Below are 21,630 nucleotides of genomic sequence, written 5' to 3'. Positions count from 1 at the left end.
CAGCGCTACTTGCAGAGTACGGGGGGACGTACTGATGTTCGAACTCCGAGTCTTGGATGGTTTGCATCAAGGGGCTGCGCTGCCTCTGTTTGGTGAGCAGTGGAGCCTTGGCGCCAACGCGGACGCTGATCTCTTGCTGGATGATCCCGGTATCGCCGAGCACCACGCGCGCCTGCTATTGCTCGAAGGGCGCTGGTCGGTGCAGGCTGAAGCGGGGCTGCTAAAAAACGGCGATGGGCAAATGTTGGCGCAGATCGGTGATCTGGCACTCAACACGCCGTTTATGATTGGCCCCGTCAGCTTGTGTGTCTGCCCTGCCGATCATCCTTGGCGGCAGGCATCGGTGCTCAAGCCGCCCCGGCCGGCAACGGAGCCCTTGCCCCAGGCGCCATTGCCGCTGACGCTGTCTTCCATTCCCTTGTTGCAGCAAAAACGCTTGGTCAGCCTGGTTCTGCTATGCGCCGTGATCATCGCTGCGGTCGGCATTATCTTCAGCGGTGAGCGTGAGGCCCAGGCATCGCTGATGCCGGCGGTCATTCAGAAACCCGGGTTGGACTCACCCGCTGAGGTGCGTCAGCAACTCATGAAGATGCTCAACGAACGTGAATTGCTCCAGCGCGTCAGCTTGCAGATCGTCAATGGTCAGATTGCCCTCAATGGTGTTGTTTCCCAGGATGAAGTGGAACTGATTGCGCGCATGCTCGACCGTTTTGCCGAGCAATTCGACACTGTGGTGCCGGTGCTCAGTCGCGTACGGGTACGCGAAGGCAGGTTACCGTTCAAGATCTCGCAGATAGTGGGTGGCCCGAATGGCCACGTGGTGCTGGAGGAAGGAAGCCGCTTATTCGTGGGTGATGAAGTGGATGGCCTGCGCCTGGTTCTGATCGATAACAGCAAAGTGGTTTTTGACGGCGAGCAACGCTATGAGGTGGGCTGGTGAAGGGGTCGCTGCAGGAGCGTCTGGAGGCCTGGCAACTGAACCAGTCACAGGCGTTGAGCAGTTTCGCGCCGGTGACAATGCTCGGTCGTATCCAGCGCGTGAACGGCATGCTGCTGCAGTGCCGGTTGCCGCAGGCACGTATTGGTGACCTATGCAAAGTCGAAAAAGGGCCGGGCGACTACATGCTCGCCGAGATCATCGGGTTCGATCAGCGCGATGCGGTGCTCAGTGCCCTGGGCAACCTTGAAGGCGTGCGTGTAGGCGCCAGCGTCGAGCGGTTGGGGGTTCCGCATCAGGTCCGGGTCGGTGATGAGTTGTTGGGGCAGGTGCTGGATGGTTTTGGCCGCCCGATTGCGGGCGATGGTGTGAGCGCGTTCGTGGAAGCGGACACCCCTGGGGCGACCACAGTGTTATGCGAGGCGCCTCTTCCTACCGAACGGCCGCGGATCAACCGCGCACTGGCTACGGGGGTGCGCTCGATTGATGGCCTGATGACCCTGGGGGAGGGGCAGCGTGTCGGGCTGTTTGCCGGAGCCGGTTGTGGCAAGACCACCTTGTTGGCCGAAATCGCCCGTAACGTGGAGTGCGATGTGATCGTATTCGGTCTCATCGGGGAGCGGGGCCGGGAACTGCGCGAGTTTCTCGATCATGAACTGGATGAGCAGTTGCGTGCCAAGGCCGTGTTGGTGTGTGCAACCTCCGACCGCTCAAGCATGGAGCGCGCGCGTGCTGCGTTCACGGCAACTGCGCTGGCCGAAGGTTTCCGGCGCAAGGGCCAGAGGGTGCTGTTGCTGATCGACTCTCTGACCCGTTTTGCCAGGGCCCAACGTGAAATCGGCCTGGCTGCCGGTGAACCCTTGGGGCGCGGTGGTCTGCCGCCGTCGGTCTACAGTTTGCTGCCACGTCTGGTGGAGCGTGCCGGCTTGACCCGTGAAGGCGTGATCACGGCCATCTATACAGTGTTGATCGAACAGGACTCCATGAACGATCCGGTAGCGGATGAGGTGCGCTCTCTGCTCGACGGTCATATCGTCCTGTCGCGCAAGCTGGCCGAGCGCGGCCATTACCCGGCGGTCGATGTCCTGGCCAGCCTTTCGCGGATTCTAAGCAATGTTGCCGAGCCCGTGCATATCCGTGCCGGCACGGCGCTACGACGCTTGCTGTCGGCTTACCAGCAGATCGAGCTGATGCTCAAGTTGGGGGAATATCAGCCCGGCAACGATGCACTCACCGACCTGGCTGTTGACAGTCGGCAGGCGGTAGATGGCTTTCTGCGCCAGGACTTGCGCGAACCTTCGCCGCTTGCCGCCACCATGGACCAATTGGCTGAGCTGACCGCCCATGTCCCATTCTGAAGTGTTACCGGCTGAAATCGATACCCTGCGACGTTTGCGCCGACACCGTGCAGACCGCGCCGAGCGTGCGCTGCGTGAGGCAAAAAGGGCGCAGCAAGCGCTGGTCGCGCATATCCGGGAGGCGCAGGAAGTCCTCGAGCAAACCCGCCTGGAAGAGGCCCGGCAATGCGCGCAGCTGTTGAGTCAGCACCAGGGGCAGGTGGTGACGTTCAAGGCGCTGAAAAACTGGAGTGCCAAGGAGCGGCAATTATCGGCGGGTACCCGGCGTGAAGAAGGCCAATTGTTGCAACTCCAAGAGCAGCAGCAAGAGCGGGCTGCACGGGTCGGCCAGGCGCAGAAACACGTCACCTTGTGCTTGCGCCAGGTAGAAAAAATACAAGAGTTATCTGAGTTACTGAGGCAGGAGCCGATATGAAACAGGTTTCAGTTAGTCCGCCCGAACGTCAGCGTCCACGAGAGTCTCGCGATGATCGTGCACCTGAATTCGGTACCCTGGTGCCTTGGGAGCAAGGGCGATTGTTCGCCCGGTTGTTTGACGATGGTGGCCAGGAAAGCGGGGGGTATGGAGCGTCTCTGAACGGAATCAAAGCCTCGGGCGATGTCGCCATGATCGGGGCACTGACCGAGCAGTTGGCGCCGCGAATGCTCGTTGGTTCGCAATGGCCGTTGATGGCTGTTTTTCACCTGGGCCGCCTGGGGCGGATCAACGCCAGTATCCGTCGGGAGCAGGGGGGCTGGAATGTCGAGCTGCACGCAGAGCAAGACAATACGGTGCACTGGCTCAGTGGTGTACGCCAACAATGTGAGCAACGGTTGGCGCAGAGCCTGCGCCAGCCTGTCAGTTTGTATCTGGCAAAATCGACGTAGGCATGATGCTGCCACCTTTGATACTTCCCAGATTCAAAACCGATATTGCGGTTGCCCGGCAGCGCTTGGGGCAAGGGTTGTGTATGCCGTTCGAGGTCGCTGGGTCGAGTGGCGAGTTGAGAATGGAGCCTGGTACTGCTCCTGTGGGCATCCAGCCGCTCTGCTTCGAAACCGCCTGTGGCGTCTTGGCCTTCAGTGAGCCAGGACCACAGTTCAGCTTGATGGGTGAATGCCCCGTGACGCTCGAGCAGGCCGGGAGTGATCCGGACGCCTGGTTCTGGGAGTTGTTCCAGCATCATCTGAGCCCTCAGGTGCAGGCGTTGTTTGGGTACCTGCGTTTGCTGCCAGGCGCTCGCCCCATGAACTTTGGTTGTCGACTCTGCGTGACGCTTGGGGCCTCTCGCGTGGCGGGCTATCTGTGGCTGTCTGTCGAGAGCTTTCTGGCGCTATGCAAGGCGGGGCCGTGGCGATCCAGGGCTGAGCCGATGCCGGCGCAGTTTCGGCTGGCGGTTGACGTAACGCTTGGGCACCTGCGGTTGTCCATGCACCAGCTGCGCGGCTTGCGGGCTGGTGACGTGCTGGTGCTTGAGCGAGCCTTTTTCAGTGCGTCGGGAGCCGGCCACGTGCAGGTTGGCAAACAGCGCCTGGTGGGCTGGATCGACGCTGAATCCGGGCCGATGCGCCTGACCCTTACTTCTATCGAGGATATGTTTGTGGATGAGGATTTTGCAACACAGCCCTACTCAGAGCATGAGGATGAAACAGCGGTGATGGATGTGTTCGGGCATGAACCATTCGACGAGCTGAGCATGGCGCTCAATGTACGGTGCGGTACGCTGAACCTGACCCTCGGCGAATTACGCAACCTTGCGCCCGGCGCGGTGTTGGGGGTTGCCGGCTATGCCCCCGGCACTGCCGGTCTCTATTACGGCGACCGCCCCCTCGGCCTGGGCCAGTTGGTTGAAGTGGACGGGCGACTGGGGCTGCAGATGTCTCGCGTGATCTTTTCTCGATGAATAGTTTCCAGGGAATAGATCCGGTCGTCCTGGCAATATTTCTTGGGGCACTGTCGTTGATGCCCATGCTGTTGGTCGTCTGCACGGCGTTCCTGAAGATCGTGATTGTGCTGATGATCACCCGCAATGCCATCGGTGTGCAGCAGGTGCCTCCGGGCATGGCCATCAATGGTATTGCCCTGGCGGCAACCCTGTTCATCATGGCGCCTGTAGGCTATGAGATGGCCGAGATCGTCAAGGTGTCGCCCCTGGACCTGACCAGCGTAGGCGCACTCCAACAGACGGGAATGGAGGCGATCAAACCATTGCGCACCTTCATGCTGCGCAACAGTGACCCGGATATTCTTACCCACCTGTTGGAAAATGCCATGCGCATGTGGCCGGCGCAGATGGCGCAGGAGGTCCAACGTGAGGACCTGATCCTGCTGGCACCGGCCTTTGTGCTGTCACAGTTGCAGGCGGGGTTCGAAATCGGCTTCCTGATCTATATCCCTTTCATCGTGATTGACCTGATCGTTTCCAATCTCCTCTTGGCTTTGGGTATGCAAATGGTCTCGCCCATGACCATTTCCCTGCCGCTCAAATTGCTCTTGTTCGTGATGGTCTCCGGGTGGTCGCGGTTGCTCGACAGCCTGTTCTTTTCCTATCTCTGAGTGACCTATGGAACCCATCGTACTGTTCAAGCAGGGCATGTTGCTGGTAGTCATGCTGACGGCGCCGCCGCTGATCGTGGCGGTGGTGGTGGGGGTCATGACCTCCCTGGTGCAGGCGCTGATGCAGGTCCAGGACCAGACGTTGCCCTTCGGTATCAAGCTGGTGGCAGTGGGGATCACCCTGATCATGACCGGTCGCTGGATCGGTGTGGAGTTGATCCAGTTGATGAACTTGACCTTTGACATGATCGGTCGATCGGCCCTGCACTGAGGTCTGCCTGTGCTGTTATATCTTGAGTATTTGCCCTCCCTGCTGGTCGCCATGGCGCGTATCTACCCCTGCGCTTTCCTCGTGGCGGCATTCTGTTTTCAACATATACGCGGCATGCTGCGGCATACCATTGTGGTGGTCATGGCACTGCTGCCTGCACCTGCCATTCATGTCATGCTGGAGGGCCAGGAACACTCGGCGCTGATGCTCGGAGGGCTGGTCCTCAAAGAGTTGGCCCTGGGGTTATTGCTGGGTGTGTTGCTGTCGATGCCGTTCTGGCTGTTCGAGTCGGTCGGGGCGTTGTTGGATAACCAGCGGGGCGCTTTGGCCGGTGGTCAGCTCAACCCCTCGCTTGGGCCAGACGCGACGCCGGCCGGGCATCTGTTCAAACAATTGGCGATTTTTTTGCTGATGGCCAGTATGGGCCTCGGGGCGTTGACGCAGGTGATCTGGGACAGCTATCTGCTCTGGCCACCGACGGTGTGGTTTCCACTGCCCGCTGCCGATGGGTTCGATGTATTTGTCGGCCTGCTTGGCGATACCTTCACGCACATGATGCTCTACGCTGCCCCCTTTATTGCAGTGCTGCTGTTGCTGGAGTTCGGCATCGCGCTGCTGGGGGTCTACAGTCAGCAATTGCAAGTGAGTACGCTGGCGCCGCCCCTCAAGAGCCTGGCGGGTATCGGTGTGCTGTTGTTGTATTTTGCGTTGCTGCAGGACCTGATCGTCGGGCGCATGGGCTTGCTTAAAGACCTCAAGCACTCCCTGGGCGTGTTTTTCAAGGTCTCGCTGTCATGAGTGATTCGGGGGAAAAGAAGCACCCCGCATCAGCCAAGAAGCTGCGTGATCAGCGTAAGAAAGGCCAAGTCGCCCAAAGCCAGGATGTGGGTAAGCTACTGGTGCTGACAGCCATCAGCGAAATCGCCTTGTTCACCGCCGAGAGCAGCCTGCAACGTTTCCAGCAGTTGATGCTGCTGCCGATCACGCGTCTGTCCTTGCCTTTCCCGCAGGCGCTGGAAGAAGTGATGGTCGAAGGTTTGATGTTGTTTTTCTCCTTCGCCCTGTTGATGGCCGCGGTGGCGATTATCACGAAGCTGGTCAGCAGTTGGATGCAGTTCGGGATTCTGTTCGCGCCGGACGCCTTGAAGCTCGACTTCAATCGTCTCAACCCGCTCAGCCAACTCAAGCAAATGTTTTCTGCCCAGTCGGTAATGAACCTGTTGATGAGCATCGTCAAGGCAACACTGCTGGGCCTGATCCTGTACGTGGTGATCTGGCCTTCCCTGGGGGCGTTGATCAATATGGCCACCAGCGATCTGCAAAGCTACCTCCTGGGATTGATCGCCCTGTTCCGCTATCTGCTGCATGCCTGTCTCGGGTTATTGCTGGTGCTGGCGCTTATCGACCTGGCGATGCAGAAATACTTCTTTGCCAAGCGCATGCGCATGACCCAGGTCGAGGTCATGAAAGAGTACAAGGACATGGAGGGCGATCCCCACGTGAAGGGGCAGCGCCGCGCCCTGGCGCAGCAATTGGCCCAGGAGGAGCCGAAGGTCAAGCTGCCCAAGCTGGAGGAGTCCGATATGCTGGTGGTCAACCCGACGCACTTTGCCGTGGCCTTGTATTACCGCCCCGGCAAAACGCCGCTGCCCCTGCTGGTGAGCAAAGGGACTGATGATGACGCCCGTGCGTTGATCGCTCGCGCCAAAGCGGCTGATGTACCGGTGATCCAGTGCGTGTGGCTGGCCCGTACGCTGTATACGAACAAGCTGGGGGCGACAATTCCTCGTGAAACCCTGCAGGCCGTGGCATTGATCTACCGCACCCTGCGCGAGCTTGATGATGAGGCCAAGCGTGAAACTCTGGAGTTGCCGGAGCTTGATCTGCGTTGATCAGCGCCGGGTACGCGCATCCAGGGTTTCAAGGTTGGCCAACGACAACATTCGGCTGAGGAGCCTGTCGAGCAGGTTGGGCTGTGGGGGCAGTGCATGCCAGATCACCAGCGCGTCCTGTGCGTCAATGTAGATAAAGCAGCCATCGAATGCCACGGCCTGCTCGAAACGCCGCTCCAGCGCGTTCTGCAATTGTGAGGCTTGCAGCGCCTCGCGAGCCACGTGCAGGGCCAGACCCTGACGGGTTCCGGCTTGCATGTTGCTGGCTGTTACCCCCGGGCCAAGCGTCAGGTGGGCGGCAGAGCCGCCCACCAGGCTGTCGAGGAAGACCTGGCGTTTATCGGCCGGGGTTCCCTGGGCGCTCATCGTTCCAGCGACACCGTCTGATAGTCCGGGCGTTCTCCGGCAGGGCCGGGTTCGACGCGCGTTTGTGAAGGCCACCAAATCACCAGCTTGTCCTTGGACGATTGCGGACGTGAGCAGGAGTCGCCCTTGCAGGTGGGCGTACAACCGGCGACGAGCAGCGCCGCGCCGATCAGGGTGATGTACAGCGAGCGATGTTTCATGGCTTGGCCTTTTGAGTTGGAGTGATCAGGGAGGGACGGGGCACGCTGATGTGTTCATCCTTGACCACCGGGCGCATGGCGATAAACACTTCTGCTTCCTCGCCCGGCTTGAGCCAGGCGCGGGGCCAGACACTCACGGCCAGGGTTTGCGAAGTACTGCATTCCTTTTCGTCGATGCGCACATTGCGATTGAACTGGTTGCGCAGCACCACCACGGCTACGTTGTACTGCGGGCCGGCGTACCACTGGCTGCGCTCGGTGTTCAGCGCCAGCAAGTTGCGGGTACTGCACAAGGTGTTCAGCCCCAGGGGCATCGGCGCTACCTTGAAGGCTTTGGGCACTTGCCCGGTGACCAGGTGCGCCAGGGTACTGATAATGTCGCTGCGCTTGATCACTGGCTGGTGAGGGTCGTAGCGCCTGGCCAGGGGGGTGAGAGCGGCTTGCAATTCGACCTGGTCTGCCTGGGGCAGGTAGCGTGACGGGTCGGTCTGGTCGCCGATAACGCGTGGCGTGAGGATAAATAGACGTTCGCGCCGATTGTTCTGTCGTTCAGTGGAGGAAAACAACGCCTTGCCCAACAACGGAATATCCCCCAGCAGGGGTACTTTGCTGTGCTTGTCGGTGCTTTCGGTGACATGGAAACCACCGACCACGAGCGAACGTTTTTCGGCCATGATGGCTTGGGTGCTGACTTTGCCTCGGCGTACATCGAAGCTACCGGGAGTAGGGTTGGCCTCTTCGAAGTTACCGTCCTCGATATCTACCAACAGCTGAATCTGATGGCCACCACGGCTCGTGATGACGCGGGGCACGACCTGGAAGCTGGTACCCACGGTGATCGGTAAAATCGTAGCGTTCTGCCGACCGCGAGTCAGGTATTGGGTCCGGTTGAAATCAATTACCGCTGGCTGGTTTTCCAGTGTCAGGACTGACGGATTGGACACCATGGTTGCCAGGCCCTTGGCTTCCAGCGCGCGTATCTCCGCGTCGAAACGACCGCGGTTTTCAATTGTCAGTTGAGCGTTGCCGGAAATCATGTTGGCTGCGCCACTGAAGCGACTGTTCTGAAAGCCCCATCTCACCCCGAATTCGCGCAGTTGCGTGCGCTCGATGTCGAGGATGATGGCATCGATTTCCACCAGTTTGCGTGCCACGTCGAGCTGGGTGATCAGTTCGCGATACATTGCCTGCCGTTCCGGCACGTCATAAATCAGGATGGCGTTATTGCGCAAGTCGGCTTCGACGCGGATACGGGCAGGGCTGAGGGGGGACCGCCGGGTGATTGACATGCCCGTATCGGTCGAGTCGTTCAACCCGGTTGTCGGCGTGGAGCCGAGCATTTGCCCCAGCAACGGGTTGCTCAAGCGTGGCACCACCGGAGTGATGAACGGGGGCGGGGTGATGGAGCGTTGAGACTGCGCCGAAGACGATGAGGGTGAGCGCGGTTCCAGAAGCCCTCTTAGCATGGTGGCTACACCGGGGATGATGATTTTTTCGTTGCGGTATTCCATTTGGCGATCCGCCGCGCTGGCGAATTTCAGTGGATAGCTCAGCACGCTCTGTTTTTCATCCGTAGAACGGCGCTGGCTGCTGAAGCGCTTGATCTGTTCGATATAAACCTTCGGGCCGGAGACCAGCACAACACCGTCTTCCGGCAACTCGCCCCAGCCGAAACGACTGTCGAGCAAGCCTATATCGGTCAGCGCTTGTTTGAGGTCCGCGATGGTCTCGGAGGAGACTTCCAGGCGCGCGGATTCTTGCTGGTCCAGGGTGCTGATATAGAGGGTGTTGTTATACATATACCATTGGAAACGGTGTTCGACCCCCAACCGGTCGAGCAATGATTGCGGCGTATTTGCGCGTATCTTGCCGTTGACGTTACCTTCGAGCAGGCCCTCGACCTGGAGCTGAGTACCAAATGTCTGGGCAAAATCCTCCAGCACTTCGCGCACTGGCTTGTGCTGGGCTTCATATGCGTAGGCCGTGTTCTTCCACTCAGGAGGTATAGCGGCCAGCGCGCTATCCAGTGGTAGCAGCCACCCAGGCAGCATAATGAGCCAACACCAGGCGGCGCGGGGAGTAAAAGCAGGTACGTGAGGGCGCAAGCGTTTGTGCTTGTCGTTTTTATCAGGCATGGGAAAGTCTCTGGTTAGTACGGTGTCGAGCGCAGCGACGTGGATATGAATGTGCGTACAGGCCGCGCCTGGCGCGCGACGACGGCGCGCCAGGTGTCGCGTTGGTTGAGGAGGGACTCGAGACACTTCGCCAGCGCTTCGCCGTGCCCCCTCTCCACGCATTGAATAAGCCAAAGCGCACCGGTGGTCGGCGCCAATGCAACTGCACCGTGAAAATAGCTCAGGCTAGGGCCTCCCAAGCGCATCCAGGTGCGCAACTGGGCTTTGTGGTCACCCGCCTGGGTCAACTGGACCTTTACCAGCAGTCTGTTCGAAACGCGTTGAAAGATGATTTCGTCGTCGCTCTCAAACAAGGTGAGCTGCTCTTCGTGGCCATTCAGCCAACCGGCAAGGAGTGCTTGCAACTTATTGCACGCCATCCAGCGCTGTTTTGAGCAGTGTATGTCTGGAGCGCGTGTGTTCGTTGAGCGCGATGACAGAGAGCTTCTGTTGTTTCATGAGGTTGCTGAAGTAATCGATATCTGCATCGAGCGCTTCCGGATCTTTATAGGCCATATTCACCCGCTTGATATCAGCCTGAACTTGCCTCAATAAATGGTTTTTCAGGTTTCCGTGAAAGTCCATGATTTTTACTCCAGATGTGTCTGAACTGTGTGGCGGGTTGTTTGCCACCAGTTCCATCGGAAGAAATTTTTTTAAAGATATCGCCTGCCTCTACCGCTATGTCCCTACACGTTTGTAAACAATATTTCTCGCATCGAGGCCCAGTCGATCCGAAAATCGCCTTCATCTGTTTCCAGTAGCAGCGATTGAGGTTTGACCTGGTCATCGGGGCGAAGCTTCCAAGGTGTAGAGCCCAGCTGGACCAAGGCTTGGGCTATCTGCTCATGTTCGAGCGGGTTGCAAACCAAGGTGGCCTTCATAGGTGGAATTTGCGTCGTTACCAACTGTTTGACCAATGCCGAAAGGCGCTTTGGGGGAGGCACTTCCTCCAACAGGCAGTGGAAGGCTCGGTTGGCGATGGATGTTGCGTAGTGTTCGAGGTTGTCACACATCGCCTTGCGTTGGCGCTCCCACGCACTGAGTTGCGCGTGGGCGCGTGACCAGAAGTCGAGGCGGGCCTGCTCAAGCATTTCTTCACGATGCTCAACCGCCTGGCGCAGCAGCTCTTCAGCTTGTGCCCGTGCGCTATCTAGCAACTGCGCGGACTGAAAGCAATCGGCGAGCATCTCCCGGGTAATCAGTACTTTTGGCTGCCCGGAAGCGCCGTCGTGCAATTCGATTTTGCGTTGGGTCAACATAGACAATGCTCTGGTGTGTTGCCGTTAACGACGAGTTGTTTCACTACCCGTTGCGTCGATACGCCAGACAATCGCCTGCCACAGCGTATTGAGCCGGCCATGCGCATCGTCAAATGGCAGGTGTGTGGTTTCAAGTGCCTGCACCCGGTCAGGCGGCAAGCGCAGACGAAGGCGTTGCCAGACAGCAGGCTCGACCCAGGCCCTCAGCAATTGCATTGGATCATCCTCCGGCTGCAACAGGGCGTCAGGGTGTAGCGCCTTGGCAAGGCGCTCACACCACTTGCGGTGTTCATCGCACAAGGGGCTGTCGAGGTTGGGGTGGCACGTAAGCTCCAGCAGTGCTATCGCTAGATCGAACTGCTCCCGTGAAGCCAGGGCCAAACCAAGCACCGTTGCACAGGGAGGGGGAGGCAGGCATGGCTCGATGCCCAACGCTGCGCACGCCAGCGCGGGTTGGCTGCGGCACAAGGCGGGTACTGCGTGGTAGGCGTGAGCGCTGGTCGCGTCCGGGTGCGAAAACTGCCACGGACTGGCCCACCATTGGGCCCAGGCCAGATGATCACTCATTCGCTAGAGGCGCTGGGGCGACAGGTTCCTGCCTGGATCGTTGGCTTCGTATGCGCCAGAACAGCGCCAAGGCGAGTGTCAGTATCGCGCCGATAACCAGAGCGCTCATAGCGGTACGCCAAAAACCGATGTCTTCCTCGGGGATCAGGAACGGACCGAAGTAGCTCAGGCGTTGTTGTTCCTGGTAAGCCGTTGCCGGTACAAAAACCACCGTGAGCTTCTGCGCGTTATCCAGTGCAGTGGTCATGCCAGGAATACTACTGGATACCATCCTGCGTACGCGCGCGCGGATGCTGTCGGGCTCCAGTCGTGGGTCATGTTTGATGAACACGGAGGCGGAGGCGGGTTGGACGGGCTCACCGGGAGCCACGCGTTCGGGCAGCACCACGTGCACACGAGCGACGATGACCCCATCGATGTTTGACAGGGTCGCCTCCAACTCCTGGGACAGGGCATAGATATACCGGGCACGCTCTTCCAGTGGCGTAGAGATGACGCCCTCCTTGCGGAAGGTGTCCCCCATCGTGGCACGGGCGACCTTGGGCAATCCGACCGCTTCCAGTGTGCGAACGGCGCGGCTGATATCGGCTGCATTGACACGCACCACGACGCCGTCCTTGGCAGGCACTTTTTGTGCGCGTATGTGTTTGTCAGCCAGTTCCGCGATGACCTCATTGGCATCCTGCTCGGAGAGTTGGCGATGCAGTTCGACACTTTCGCCGCAGCCGCCCAGCATCAGCGCCAGCGAGAAAACTAATCCGACGGATAGAAAACGAGTCATTTTTTCCTACTGCAGGTTGCTGATTTTTTCTAGGCATTGCGCGCCCTTGCCGACGCACTTCACCAGGGTTTGGGTCAGTAGAATGGAGTCTGAAAGATTGGGGGTGTAGTTGAGCCGATTTTTTTCTTTGAACTCATTGTTGAAGTCCTTGAGACCTCGACTCATACCACTTTTAGCCTTGTCCAAATACTGCAAAGCGTCGGTCAGTGCGTTCGAGGATGGCGTGGCGGTAACCCGTTGCATCGAGGGGGCCAATAACGCGCTGAAAAAGCTCGCATCTTCGCTGTGGTGCGTAGGTTGGGTAGGGGACCTGTGGGCTGTAAGGCCGTTTTGATATTCGCGTAATACGTCGACTTCTTCTATTTGCATATGGACCTCTAAGGGGAAACCCGCCCTTTGATGACCAAGGGCGGTGAAGCTATTTAACGCAGCGCGTCGTTGTTCTTTTTCTGCTCACTGATCCTGAACGCCTCATTGCTTTCTTTCATGGATTCGCGAAGCAGTTGCTTCCTTTCTGCCTTAAGGTCTGCGTTTTCGCCACCGGTGACCGGGGGGTGGTAGCTTTGCGGGTTGATGCCAGAAATACTCATAGTGATGCTCCGCTATCTAAGAAATGACATTTGAGCCTTGATGCGTAGTTGCAATAGTGTTGCTGCCGATAGGCACTAAATATATCAGGCTCATCCTTGTGTGGTTCAGGCTCGAATATGGTTCCCGCTTTTATTTAAAGGGTGTGTCTGAAGGTGTCTTCGGTGTGGGCTGAGCAGCGGGCTACTGTATATCTAGTTGTTTCATTCGGTAGTAAAGCGTTCTCTTTGCCATGCCCAACTCTACAGCCACCTCGTCCACACAGTAGGTATGACGCCGCAGCGACTCTTCAATCAGAGCTTTCTCGATTTGTTGCAGGCGTTCTTTCAGGTTGGTGGGTTGGTTTGTAGCGTTCGAGGGCGAGCTTGATAATGGCGCCAGACCCAGCACGAAACGTTTGGCAGTCGAGCGCAGTTCACGCACATTCCCCAGCCATGGATGGCACAGCAACTGTTGGACTAGCTCACTGCAAGGGTTTGGGGCGAGACACTTATAGTGCTCGGCTTCCTCTTGAATCATACTCAGGAACAACGGGACGATTCGGTCACGGCGATTGCGCAGCGCAGGCAGATTGATATTTACGACGTTCAGGCGGAAATACAGGTCGCGCCTGAACTTTCCCTGCTCGACCATCTCATGCAGGGATTGTTGCGCAGAGGCGATGACTCGCATGTCCACCGGGATAAACCGGGTTGAGCCCAGGCGTTCGACGCCACGTGACTCCAGCACACGTAGCAGTTTGGCCTGCATGGAAAGCGGCATGCTGTCGATTTCATCCAGATACAAAGTGCCCAGGTGTGCGGTTTCGATAAAACCCGCACGTGATTGCACTGCTCCTGTATAGGCGCCGCTGTTGACGCCGAACAGTTGGCTCTCTGCGAGGCTTTCCGGGATGGCGGCGCAGTTCACTGCGACAAAATGACCTCGTCGCCCCGACAAACGATGGATTCGTTGGGCCAGGGTATCCTTGCCAGTACCCGTCTCCCCCAATAACAAAATATCGATATCGAGCGCTGCAGTACTCTTGAGCGTACGTTCGATATCCAAGGTTTCAACAGAAGGGAAGTATGTCTCATTTGTTGTCTTGTAAGAGGCTGACATAGTCAGGGTGCTCCACTATCGCTATCACTTCACTGTTGATAGAACGCTGTTGGCGTGCGGTCAGTAGAGCGCAAATAATCAAAAATGTCATCGTGCTTATTAGTATGAAAATACGGCGCGAGAGCGTGTCAAATATTAACTATGTCAGGGCGCTGTATTGTTCAAGTGCATTCTTGATGGTTGTTGAATCTTTAGTGTAGGAGAAGACTTAAGGCTTGAAGGATTCATCGTTTAAAACGATCAAGGGTTATGAGTGATTAAGTTTTCTATGTGTGGGGATTTTAGTTGGGTGGCAGGTAGAAACAGGAGGCAATAAAAAACCGACGCAATGCGTCGGTTTTTTTGTATCGGGCAGAGGTTCAGCTAACGCTTACACGTTGAAACGGAAGTGCATCACATCGCCATCTTTGACAATGTAATCCTTACCTTCCAGGCGCCACTTACCGGCTTCCTTGGCACCGGCTTCACCCTTGAACTGAATGAAGTCGTTGTAAGCGATCACCTCAGCGCGGATAAAGCCTTTCTCAAAGTCGGTGTGGATCACGCCAGCCGCCTGTGGCGCGGTAGCACCGACCTTGACGGTCCAGGCGCGGACTTCTTCGACACCGGCGGTGAAGTAGGTCTGCAGGTTGAGCATTTCGTAGCCGGCGCGGATTACGCGGTTCAGGCCAGGCTCTTCCAGGCCCAGGGCCTCGAGGAACATGTCCTTTTCTTCGCCGTCATCGAGCTCGGCGATTTCCGCTTCGATCTTGTTGCATACCGGAACAACGATGGCGCCTTCTTCGTCGGCAATGGCCTTGACCACGTCGAGCAGCGGGTTGTTCTCGAAGCCGTCTTCGGCAACGTTGGCGATGTACATCACAGGCTTGGTGGTCAGCAGGTGGAAGCCCTTGATCACGGCCTTCTCATCGGCCCCCATATTCTTCATCAGGCTGCGCGCCGGTTTGCCTTCGGTAAAGTGCGCGATCAACTGCTCCAGCAGGCCCTTCTGGACCACTGCATCCTTGTCGCCGCCCTTGGCGTTACGCGCGACTTTCTGCAGTTGCTTTTCGCAGCTGTCGAGGTCGGCGAAGATCAGTTCCAGGTCGATGATCTCGATGTCGCGCTTGGGGTCTACGCTGTTGGAGACGTGAATCACGTTCTCGTCTTCAAAGCAGCGGACCACGTGGGCGATAGCATCGGTTTCGCGGATGTTGGCCAGGAACTTGTTGCCCAGGCCTTCACCTTTCGAGGCGCCGGCGACGAGGCCCGCGATGTCGACGAACTCCATGGTGGTCGGCAGGATGCGCTTGGGATTGACGATGGCCGCCAGTGCGTCAAGACGCGGGTCCGGCATCGGCACGATGCCGCTGTTGGGTTCGATGGTGCAGAAGGGGAAGTTCTCCGCCGCAATACCGGACTTGGTCAGGGCGTTGAACAGGGTGGACTTGCCGACGTTGGGCAGGCCGACGATGCCGCAATTGAATCCCATGGTGTTTCCCCTCGGATAAGAGTCAAGCCTTCTGGCTGTGCAGGTTTTTCATCGCACGGTTCCATTCACCGGCGAAGATATCCGGCAGCACGCCGAGGGCAAAATCGATGCTGGCATCGAGTTTTTCCTGTTCGGCGCGTGGCGCACGACCCAGGACGAAATTTGAAACCATACTGGCAACGCCTGGGTGGCCAATGCCGAGCCGCAGACGGTAAAAATTATTCTGATTGCCCAACTGCGCGATGATGTCACGCAGGCCATTGTGCCCACCATGCCCGCCGCCGAGCTTGAGCTTGGCTACGCCGGGTGGCAGGTCCAGTTCGTCATGGGCCACCAGGATTTCTTCGGGTTTGATCCGGAAGAAGCCCGCAAGCGCCGCGACAGCCTGGCCGCTGCGGTTCATGTAGGTGGTGGGAATCAACAGACGAACATCCTGACCCTGATGCGAGAAGCGCCCGGTCAGGCCAAAATATTTGCGATCGGCCACCAGATTTATGCCTTGGGCGTGGGCGATACGCTCAACAAAAAGGGCCCCCGCGTTATGCCGGGTCTGTTCGTATTCGGCGCCTGGATTTCCCAGGCCAACGATCAGTTTAATGGCAGTCACGACGGGGGCCCTTCCTTTGGAGTTGTGGATAACATCGCCGTACCCAGGTGCGGCGAAAGTGGACGACACTACATCATTTACTCAAGAGTAAACGCCGCGTTATCGCCCGCTTTCTCGCTACGTTTCGGTCCGCGATGTTTCCTCAAGCTCCGGCAATACAGAGTGAATTACTCTGCAGCGCCTTCTTCAGCTTCTTCGGGAGCAACGCGTGGAGCGTGAACGTTGGCAACAGCTTTGTCATCACCGTGAGCCAGTGCAACAAACTCAACGCCTTTAGGGGCCTTGAGGTCGGACAGGTGAACGATGGCGCCGATTTCCAGAGCCGACAGGTCGACTTCGATGAACTCAGGCAGGTCTTTCGGCAGGCAGGTCACTTCGATTTCGTTCAGGACGTGAGAGATCTCGCCGCCTTTCTTGACCGGAGCTTCTTCACCTACAAAGTGCACAGGCACGATGGCGGTCAGTTTCTGGCCAGCTACAACGCGAACGAAGTCAGCGTGCATGATGAACTGCTTGGAAGGGTGACGCTGCATTGCTTTAACGATGACGTTCTGCTTGGCGCCGTCGACGTTCAGCTCGATAACGTGGCTGTAGGCAGCTTCGTTTTCGAACAGCTTGGCGATTTCCTTGGCCAGGATGGTCACGGATTCAGCAGGCTTGTTACCACCGTAGACAACGGCTGGGATGTTGGCGGCGTGACGCAGGCGGCGGCTCGCACCTTTCCCCAGGTCAGTACGCGCTTGGGCGTTCAGAGTAAATTCGTTCATGTTGTATCTCCAAAATAGCCATCATCGAGGGGCGTTTGCGACCAGCGCCGAACTCGATATGGGCAAAAAAGCCCCGCCCCAGCGGAATGCTGGGGCGGGGCGCTTTTCGTCAGTGAGGTGATCCGTTGGTTTGACCCTTAACGGAACATCGCGCTGATCGATTCTTCATTGCTGATGCGGCGAACCGCTTCGGCAACGACCGGTGCAATATCCAGTTGGCGGATACGTGCACAGGCTTGAGCTGCGGCGGACAACGGGATGGTGTTGGTCACCACCAGTTCGTCCAGCACGGAGTTCTCGATGTTCTCGATCGCTCGGCCCGACAGCACAGGGTGTGTGCAGTAGGCGAAGACTTTTGCTGCACCGTGCTCTTTCAAGGCTTTCGCCGCGTGGCACAGGGTGCCGGCGGTGTCGACCATGTCATCAACCAGAATACAGGTGCGCCCTTCGACATCACCGATGATATGCATCACTTCAGAGTGATTGGCTTTCTCACGGCGTTTGTCGATGATCCCGAGGTCCACGCCCAAGGATTTGGCAACAGCCCGTGCACGCACGACGCCACCAATGTCCGGGGACACGATCATCAGGTTTTCAAAGCGCTGGTCTTCGATGTCATCCACCAGGACGGGGGAGCCGTAGATGTTATCTACTGGAATATCGAAGAACCCCTGGATTTGGTCAGCGTGCAGGTCAACCGTGAGCACACGGTCGATACCTACCACGGTCAGCATGTCAGCAACGACTTTCGCGCTGATAGCTACACGTGCGGAGCGCGGACGGCGATCCTGACGGGCATAACCAAAGTAAGGGATTACAGCTGTGATTCGAGTCGCTGAGGAGCGGCGGAAGGCATCAGCCATCACGACGAGTTCCATCAGGTTATCGTTGGTCGGAGCGCAGGTCGGCTGAATAATGAAGACGTCTTTACCGCGGACATTTTCATTGATCTCGGCTGTAATTTCGCCGTCGGAGAATTTACCGACAGAGATGTCACCGAGAGGGATATGCAGCTGACGTACGACACGTCGAGCCAGATCGGGGTTGGCATTCCCCGTAAAGACCATCATCTTGGACACGCGCAGTACCTAGAGGCTGAGGGTAACCTGGATGAGTATTAGAAAATGGCAGGGGCGGCTGGATTCGAACCAACGCATGGCAGGATCAAAACCTGCTGCCTTACCGCTTGGCGACGCCCCTGTATCTGTTGCAACGAGTGCCTAACACTCGGTTCCTTTTAGAGCAGACTTTGCAGCTTGCGATGCAACATCGAAACGTTGCTTCCTTTTGCTACAAACCCTGTAAGGGTCTCTGTAAGAAGGGCCGAGACTTTATCAGCTTCAGCTTTGCTTGGGAAGCCCCCAAACACACAACTTCCAGTTCCGGTTAATTTTGCTTCGGTAAATTTACCTAACAAATTCAAAGCGTTACGTACCTCTGGATAACGCCTTGCTACAACCGGTAAGCAGTCATTTCGACTGTTTCCCTTGGGAACGGGGCGCACTTTAATGGGAGAAGAGTTACGTGTCAACAACGGATCTGAAAAAATTTCTGCTGTACTTACAGATACTTGCGGCACCAGCACGACATACCAAGGTTCTTCGGGCTCTACAGGGGTGAGTTTTTCCCCGACGCCTTCAGCAAATGCGGCGTGCCCCCGCACGAAAACCGGGACGTCGGCGCCCAGCGTGAGGCCCAGCGCAGCAAGGCGATCGTGGTCCCAGCCCAGTTGCCATAAGTGATTGAGGCCCAACAAAGTGGTCGCGGCATTTGAGCTGCCGCCACCGATACCACCGCCCATGGGCAGGATTTTGTCGATCCAGATATCAATGCCAAGTGGGCAGCCGGATTGTTCCTGAAGTTTTTTGGCCGCCCGCACAATCAGATTGCTGTCGTGGGGCACACCGTCGAATTCGGTGTGCAACTGAACCACGCCATCGTCACGCACGGCAAAGGTGAGCTCATCGCCGTAGTCGAGAAACTGAAACAGCGTCTGCAACTCGTGGTAGCCATCTTCACGGCGGCCAAGGATGTGCAGCATCAGGTTGAGCTTGGCCGGGGAGGGCAGGGTCAATTTTTGTACGGACACGTTATTGCCCCAGCTTGCGCGGTTGCCAGTCCTTGATCACCAGCGTGACATCAAGGTCGGTGCCATGCAGCTTGATACGTTCGGGCAGCCAATACCCGCTTTGCTCCACGTAGCTCAAATATTCGACCTGCCAGCCATCCTGCTCCAGGGTGGCGAGGCGGCTGTCGCCATTGAGGCTCAGACGGCTCTTGCTGTCAGGTGCCGGCAAGCCGCGCACCCACCAGACCAGATGCGAGACGGGCAACTTCCAGCCAATCTGCTGCTCCAGCAGTTCTTCCGGGGAGGTTGCCTCGTAGCGGCCCTGATTGGCCACTTCCAGGCTCACTTGCCCTGGCCTGCCAGTCAGGCGGGCCGCGCCACGGCCCAGGGGGCCCGAGAGGCGAATGTCGTAATAGTCCTGGCGCTGCAGCCAGAACAGCGTGCCGCTGCCAGAGTCTTTCGGCGCACGCACCCCGACCTTGCCCTCGATCTGCCAGCCATCAATGCTGCTGAGCTGGTCCTTGTGTTGTTTCCATTGTGCCGGGTTGCCCTGGCCTTCAACGGATTCACGGCTGCCGATGCCCGCGCAACCGGCGAGCAGGGCGATGAAGCTGAAAACGATAACGTGGCGCAAGAACATAAGCTTAAAGGGTCTCGGATCCGGTCAGGCGCTTGATGGTGCTGCGCAGGATGGGGCTGTCGGGTTGTTCCTTGAGGAATTTTTCCCAGATTTGTCGGGCTTCGCGCTGCTTGCCATTGGCCCAGAGCACTTCGCCCAAGTGTGCGGCAACTTCCTGGTCCGGGAAACGCTCCAGGGCCTGGCGCAGCAAGCGCTCGGCCTCGTCGAGGTTGCCCAGGCGGTAATTCACCCAGCCCAGACTGTCGAGCACGGCAGGGTCTTCCGGGTTGAGCGCATGGGCTTGTTCAATCAGCGCCTTGGCTTCGGCGTAGCGCGTGGTGCGGTCGGACAAGGTGTAGCCCAGGGCGTTAAGTGCCATGGCGTTGTCCGGGTCGCGCTTGATGATCAGCCGCAGGTCTTTTTCCAACTGCGCCAGGTCATTGCGTTTTTCTGCCTGCATGGCGCGGGTGTACAGCAGGTTCAAATCGTCGGGGTATTGCAGCAACGCCTGTTGCAACAGTTTCCAGGCGCGTTCGCCCTGTTTGTTGGCCGATAAGGTCTCGGCCTGGATCAGGTACAGCTGGATGGCGTAATCCGGCTCGGCATCGCGGGCCGCGGCCAGGCGTTTTTCCGCTTCGTCGGTGCGGCCGTTGCTCATCAGGATATCGGCCTGGCGCAATTGCGCTGGCAGATAATCATTGCCGGGGCCGACCTGGGCGTATTCAAGCAGGGCCGCCTGGGGGTTGTTGCGCTCTTCAGCGATGCGGCCCAGGTTCAGGTGCGCCGAGTCCACGTGGCTGTCACGTTCGATCAGCTCTTGCAGGTAGCCCTTGGCCTCGTCCCAGGCTTTGGCTTCCAGGCACACCAATGCCAGGGAATAACGCAGTTCGTCGTCGTCCGGGTATTGCTGGACCAGGTTGGCGAACTGCACTTTGGCGTCTTCCATACGGTCCTGCTCAACCAGCATACGTGCATAGGTCAGGAGCAGGCGCTTGTCGCCGGGGTATTTCTTGATGCTTTTTTCCAGCAGCGGAATCGCTTCCTTGCCGCGGTTAAGGCTTTGCAGCAGGCGTGCACGCAACAGGATGGGCGCGATTTCACCTTCTTCCGGCGGGTTCTGCTCCAGCAGCTTGAGCGCGGCGTCGGCTTCATCGTCCTGTTGCAGCAGCAGGGCCTTGCCGAAAATCAACTGACTGTTCTTCGGGTGCTTTTGCAGCAGGCGATCGAAACTCTTCATCAGGCCGTTGCGCGTGTCCTGGTCGGTGTCGGCGGCCGACAGCGCAAGAAAGTCAAAATGTGTGTCGCCTTTGCCCTGCAGGACCTTCTCCATATAAACCATGGAGTCGTCATAGCGCCCGGCACGCGCCAGTTGCACGGCTGCGGCGCGCTGGGCTTCCAGATCATCCGGGGCATTTTTGGCCCAGATCAGCGAGGTGTCCAGTGCTGCCTGGTCGGCGCCCAGGTATTCGGCGATGCGAAACGCTCGCTCGGAAATCCCCGGGTCTTGGGTGTTGATGGCCTGGGTCACGTAATTATCCAGTGCAATATCAAAGCGATTGCGCTGGCCGGCCAGTTCAGCGGTCAGCAGGCTGTAGATCGTTTCTTCACTGAACGAGGAATAAACCTTGGGTTTTTCAGGGGCGGGAGTGCTGTCTTCCACCGGCGACGTAGCGTCCGGCGACACGGGTGCCATGGCCTGGCAGCCGCTGAGGAAGACAAAAGCGAGGAGCAACGCGGAAGATCTATTCATATAGGAAGAGGACGACTAACCTGCGGTCGGATCATCATGACACAAGCCTTCGGCCAAACATAACCGGGGCACTCGGAATACGACTATTGCTGCCTTTTGCCTTTCCTTTGTAGGAGCGAGCTTGCTGGCGAAAAACCTGAGAGCGCCGCTGGGCGCCCGGCTTGCCGCGTTATCGTTGACGATTTTCGCGAGCAAGCTCGCTCCTGTAAAAGTGCATTGATAGGCATAAGGTATAGGGACAATAGACGACGGTGGTTGTTCTGAATCTTTCGAAGTAGGACAATTGTCGGCTTCCCGACATCATCAGCGATATTG

Annotated in this window: 27 protein-coding genes, 1 tRNA gene and 1 pseudogene; 9 read left to right on the top strand and 20 right to left on the bottom strand. The window is 57.9% G+C overall.

Going from position 1 to position 21,630, the window contains the following annotated elements; genetic code table 11:
- The first annotated feature begins 34 nt into the window (after positions 1–34).
- Genes HU730_RS09720 through sctU form a run of 9 tightly spaced genes read left to right on the top strand, consistent with a single transcriptional unit; the run spans position 35 to position 6,994 of the window.
- The gene (locus tag HU730_RS09720) at positions 35–940 is read left to right on the top strand and encodes an FHA domain-containing protein (protein WP_034128103.1); all 906 of its coding nucleotides are present in this window, start codon (positions 35–37) and stop codon (positions 938–940) included.
- Positions 937–2,295: a FliI/YscN family ATPase gene (locus tag HU730_RS09715; RefSeq protein ID WP_034128102.1), complete on the top strand. Its 1,359-nt coding sequence runs from the start codon at positions 937–939 to the stop codon at positions 2,293–2,295. Before HU730_RS09720 ends, HU730_RS09715 begins: the two co-directional genes overlap by 4 nt.
- Positions 2,282–2,710, top strand: coding sequence for a YscO family type III secretion system apparatus protein (locus HU730_RS09710; protein ID WP_034128101.1), 429 nt, complete (start codon positions 2,282–2,284; stop codon positions 2,708–2,710). The genes HU730_RS09715 and HU730_RS09710 overlap by 14 nt, the downstream gene beginning before the upstream one ends.
- The gene (locus HU730_RS09705; RefSeq protein ID WP_034128100.1) at positions 2,707–3,162 is read left to right on the top strand and encodes a type III secretion system HrpP C-terminal domain-containing protein; all 456 of its coding nucleotides are present in this window, start codon (positions 2,707–2,709) and stop codon (positions 3,160–3,162) included. The genes HU730_RS09710 and HU730_RS09705 overlap by 4 nt, the downstream gene beginning before the upstream one ends.
- Before the next feature lie 2 nt (positions 3,163–3,164).
- The gene (locus tag HU730_RS09700) at positions 3,165–4,178 is read left to right on the top strand and encodes a FliM/FliN family flagellar motor switch protein (RefSeq protein WP_186526976.1); all 1,014 of its coding nucleotides are present in this window, start codon (positions 3,165–3,167) and stop codon (positions 4,176–4,178) included.
- Positions 4,175–4,831 carry a type III secretion system export apparatus subunit SctR gene (sctR, locus tag HU730_RS09695; RefSeq protein ID WP_034128098.1) on the top strand — a complete coding sequence of 219 codons (657 nt, stop codon included), beginning with the start codon at positions 4,175–4,177 and terminating at the stop codon, positions 4,829–4,831. Before HU730_RS09700 ends, sctR begins: the two co-directional genes overlap by 4 nt.
- A 7-nt stretch (positions 4,832–4,838) precedes the next feature.
- The gene (gene sctS / locus HU730_RS09690) at positions 4,839–5,102 is read left to right on the top strand and encodes a type III secretion system export apparatus subunit SctS (protein ID WP_034128097.1); all 264 of its coding nucleotides are present in this window, start codon (positions 4,839–4,841) and stop codon (positions 5,100–5,102) included.
- A 9-nt stretch (positions 5,103–5,111) separates the two neighbouring features.
- The gene (sctT, locus tag HU730_RS09685) at positions 5,112–5,900 is read left to right on the top strand and encodes a type III secretion system export apparatus subunit SctT (protein ID WP_054897140.1); all 789 of its coding nucleotides are present in this window, start codon (positions 5,112–5,114) and stop codon (positions 5,898–5,900) included.
- Entirely contained in the window at positions 5,897–6,994 is a 1,098-nt protein-coding gene (gene sctU, locus HU730_RS09680; RefSeq protein WP_034128095.1) for a type III secretion system export apparatus subunit SctU, read from the top strand. The genes sctT and sctU overlap by 4 nt, the downstream gene beginning before the upstream one ends.
- On the opposite strand, the gene HU730_RS09675 is transcribed toward sctU, so the two are convergent.
- The 20 genes and pseudogenes from HU730_RS09675 to HU730_RS26675 all read right to left on the bottom strand — a co-directional run.
- Positions 6,995–7,360, bottom strand: coding sequence for a transcriptional regulator (locus HU730_RS09675; RefSeq protein WP_217862443.1), 366 nt, complete (start codon positions 7,358–7,360; stop codon positions 6,995–6,997).
- Complete coding sequence (gene hrpT, locus HU730_RS09670) at positions 7,357–7,560, bottom strand: HrpT family type III secretion system protein (RefSeq protein ID WP_034128093.1); 204 nt, start codon at positions 7,558–7,560, stop codon at positions 7,357–7,359. The genes HU730_RS09675 and hrpT overlap by 4 nt, the downstream gene beginning before the upstream one ends.
- Positions 7,557–9,695: a type III secretion system outer membrane ring subunit SctC gene (gene sctC, locus HU730_RS09665; protein ID WP_034128092.1), complete on the bottom strand. Its 2,139-nt coding sequence runs from the start codon at positions 9,693–9,695 to the stop codon at positions 7,557–7,559. Before sctC ends, hrpT begins: the two co-directional genes overlap by 4 nt.
- Before the next feature lie 14 nt (positions 9,696–9,709).
- Positions 9,710–10,099, bottom strand: coding sequence for a type III secretion system chaperone (locus tag HU730_RS09660; RefSeq protein WP_034128091.1), 390 nt, complete (start codon positions 10,097–10,099; stop codon positions 9,710–9,712).
- 1 nt (position 10,100) lies between these two features.
- Positions 10,101–10,319 (bottom strand): hypothetical protein, encoded by a 219-nt coding sequence (locus tag HU730_RS09655; RefSeq protein ID WP_186526974.1) that lies wholly within the window; start codon positions 10,317–10,319, stop codon positions 10,101–10,103.
- A 104-nt stretch (positions 10,320–10,423) separates the two neighbouring features.
- Positions 10,424–10,996 (bottom strand): type III secretion system stator protein SctL, encoded by a 573-nt coding sequence (gene sctL, locus HU730_RS09650; protein WP_034128089.1) that lies wholly within the window; start codon positions 10,994–10,996, stop codon positions 10,424–10,426.
- A 24-nt stretch (positions 10,997–11,020) separates the two neighbouring features.
- A complete protein-coding gene (locus HU730_RS09645) occupies positions 11,021–11,563 on the bottom strand; it encodes a hypothetical protein (protein ID WP_034128088.1) in 543 nt (180 codons plus the stop codon).
- A complete protein-coding gene (gene sctJ / locus HU730_RS09640) occupies positions 11,556–12,344 on the bottom strand; it encodes a type III secretion inner membrane ring lipoprotein SctJ (RefSeq protein ID WP_060764129.1) in 789 nt (262 codons plus the stop codon). The genes HU730_RS09645 and sctJ overlap by 8 nt, the downstream gene beginning before the upstream one ends.
- Positions 12,345–12,350: 6 nt before the next feature.
- Entirely contained in the window at positions 12,351–12,713 is a 363-nt protein-coding gene (locus tag HU730_RS09635) for a hypothetical protein (protein WP_054897134.1), read from the bottom strand.
- Between the two features lie 53 nt (positions 12,714–12,766).
- Positions 12,767–12,934: a hypothetical protein gene (locus tag HU730_RS09630; protein WP_034128085.1), complete on the bottom strand. Its 168-nt coding sequence runs from the start codon at positions 12,932–12,934 to the stop codon at positions 12,767–12,769.
- 181 nt (positions 12,935–13,115) lie between these two features.
- On the bottom strand, positions 13,116–14,033 hold the full coding sequence (locus tag HU730_RS09625; RefSeq protein WP_054897133.1) for a sigma 54-interacting transcriptional regulator: 918 nt from the start codon (positions 14,031–14,033) through the stop codon (positions 13,116–13,118).
- A 370-nt stretch (positions 14,034–14,403) separates the two neighbouring features.
- Complete coding sequence (gene ychF, locus HU730_RS09620) at positions 14,404–15,504, bottom strand: redox-regulated ATPase YchF (RefSeq protein ID WP_014716830.1); 1,101 nt, start codon at positions 15,502–15,504, stop codon at positions 14,404–14,406.
- A gap of 22 nt (positions 15,505–15,526) precedes the next feature.
- The gene (pth, locus tag HU730_RS09615) at positions 15,527–16,111 is read right to left on the bottom strand and encodes an aminoacyl-tRNA hydrolase (protein ID WP_003188350.1); all 585 of its coding nucleotides are present in this window, start codon (positions 16,109–16,111) and stop codon (positions 15,527–15,529) included.
- Between the two features lie 167 nt (positions 16,112–16,278).
- Positions 16,279–16,878, bottom strand: a complete 600-nt coding sequence (locus HU730_RS09610; protein ID WP_003188351.1) for a 50S ribosomal protein L25/general stress protein Ctc — start codon at positions 16,876–16,878, stop codon at positions 16,279–16,281.
- A 137-nt stretch (positions 16,879–17,015) separates the two neighbouring features.
- On the bottom strand, positions 17,016–17,957 hold the full coding sequence (locus HU730_RS09605) for a ribose-phosphate pyrophosphokinase (protein ID WP_003171603.1): 942 nt from the start codon (positions 17,955–17,957) through the stop codon (positions 17,016–17,018).
- A 46-nt stretch (positions 17,958–18,003) separates the two neighbouring features.
- A tRNA-Gln gene (locus tag HU730_RS09600) sits at positions 18,004–18,078 on the bottom strand.
- A gap of 37 nt (positions 18,079–18,115) precedes the next feature.
- Positions 18,116–18,967 (bottom strand): 4-(cytidine 5'-diphospho)-2-C-methyl-D-erythritol kinase, encoded by an 852-nt coding sequence (ispE, locus tag HU730_RS09595; protein ID WP_034128083.1) that lies wholly within the window; start codon positions 18,965–18,967, stop codon positions 18,116–18,118.
- Position 18,968: 1 nt separating this feature from the next.
- On the bottom strand, positions 18,969–19,586 hold the full coding sequence (gene lolB, locus HU730_RS09590) for a lipoprotein insertase outer membrane protein LolB (RefSeq protein WP_032893661.1): 618 nt from the start codon (positions 19,584–19,586) through the stop codon (positions 18,969–18,971).
- Positions 19,587–19,590: 4 nt separating this feature from the next.
- On the bottom strand, positions 19,591–21,315 hold the full coding sequence (locus HU730_RS09585) for a tetratricopeptide repeat protein (RefSeq protein WP_181125151.1): 1,725 nt from the start codon (positions 21,313–21,315) through the stop codon (positions 19,591–19,593).
- A gap of 108 nt (positions 21,316–21,423) precedes the next feature.
- Positions 21,424–21,510 (bottom strand): annotated as a pseudogene (locus HU730_RS26675) (outer membrane lipoprotein carrier protein LolA); the annotation flags it as partial.
- Positions 21,511–21,630: the final 120 nt, after the last annotated feature.

This window comes from Pseudomonas sp. SWRI22 (assembly GCF_014268395.2).
Lineage (GTDB): Bacteria > Pseudomonadota > Gammaproteobacteria > Pseudomonadales > Pseudomonadaceae > Aquipseudomonas > Aquipseudomonas paracarnis.
This window is presented reverse-complemented; position numbering and strand designations above follow the sequence as displayed.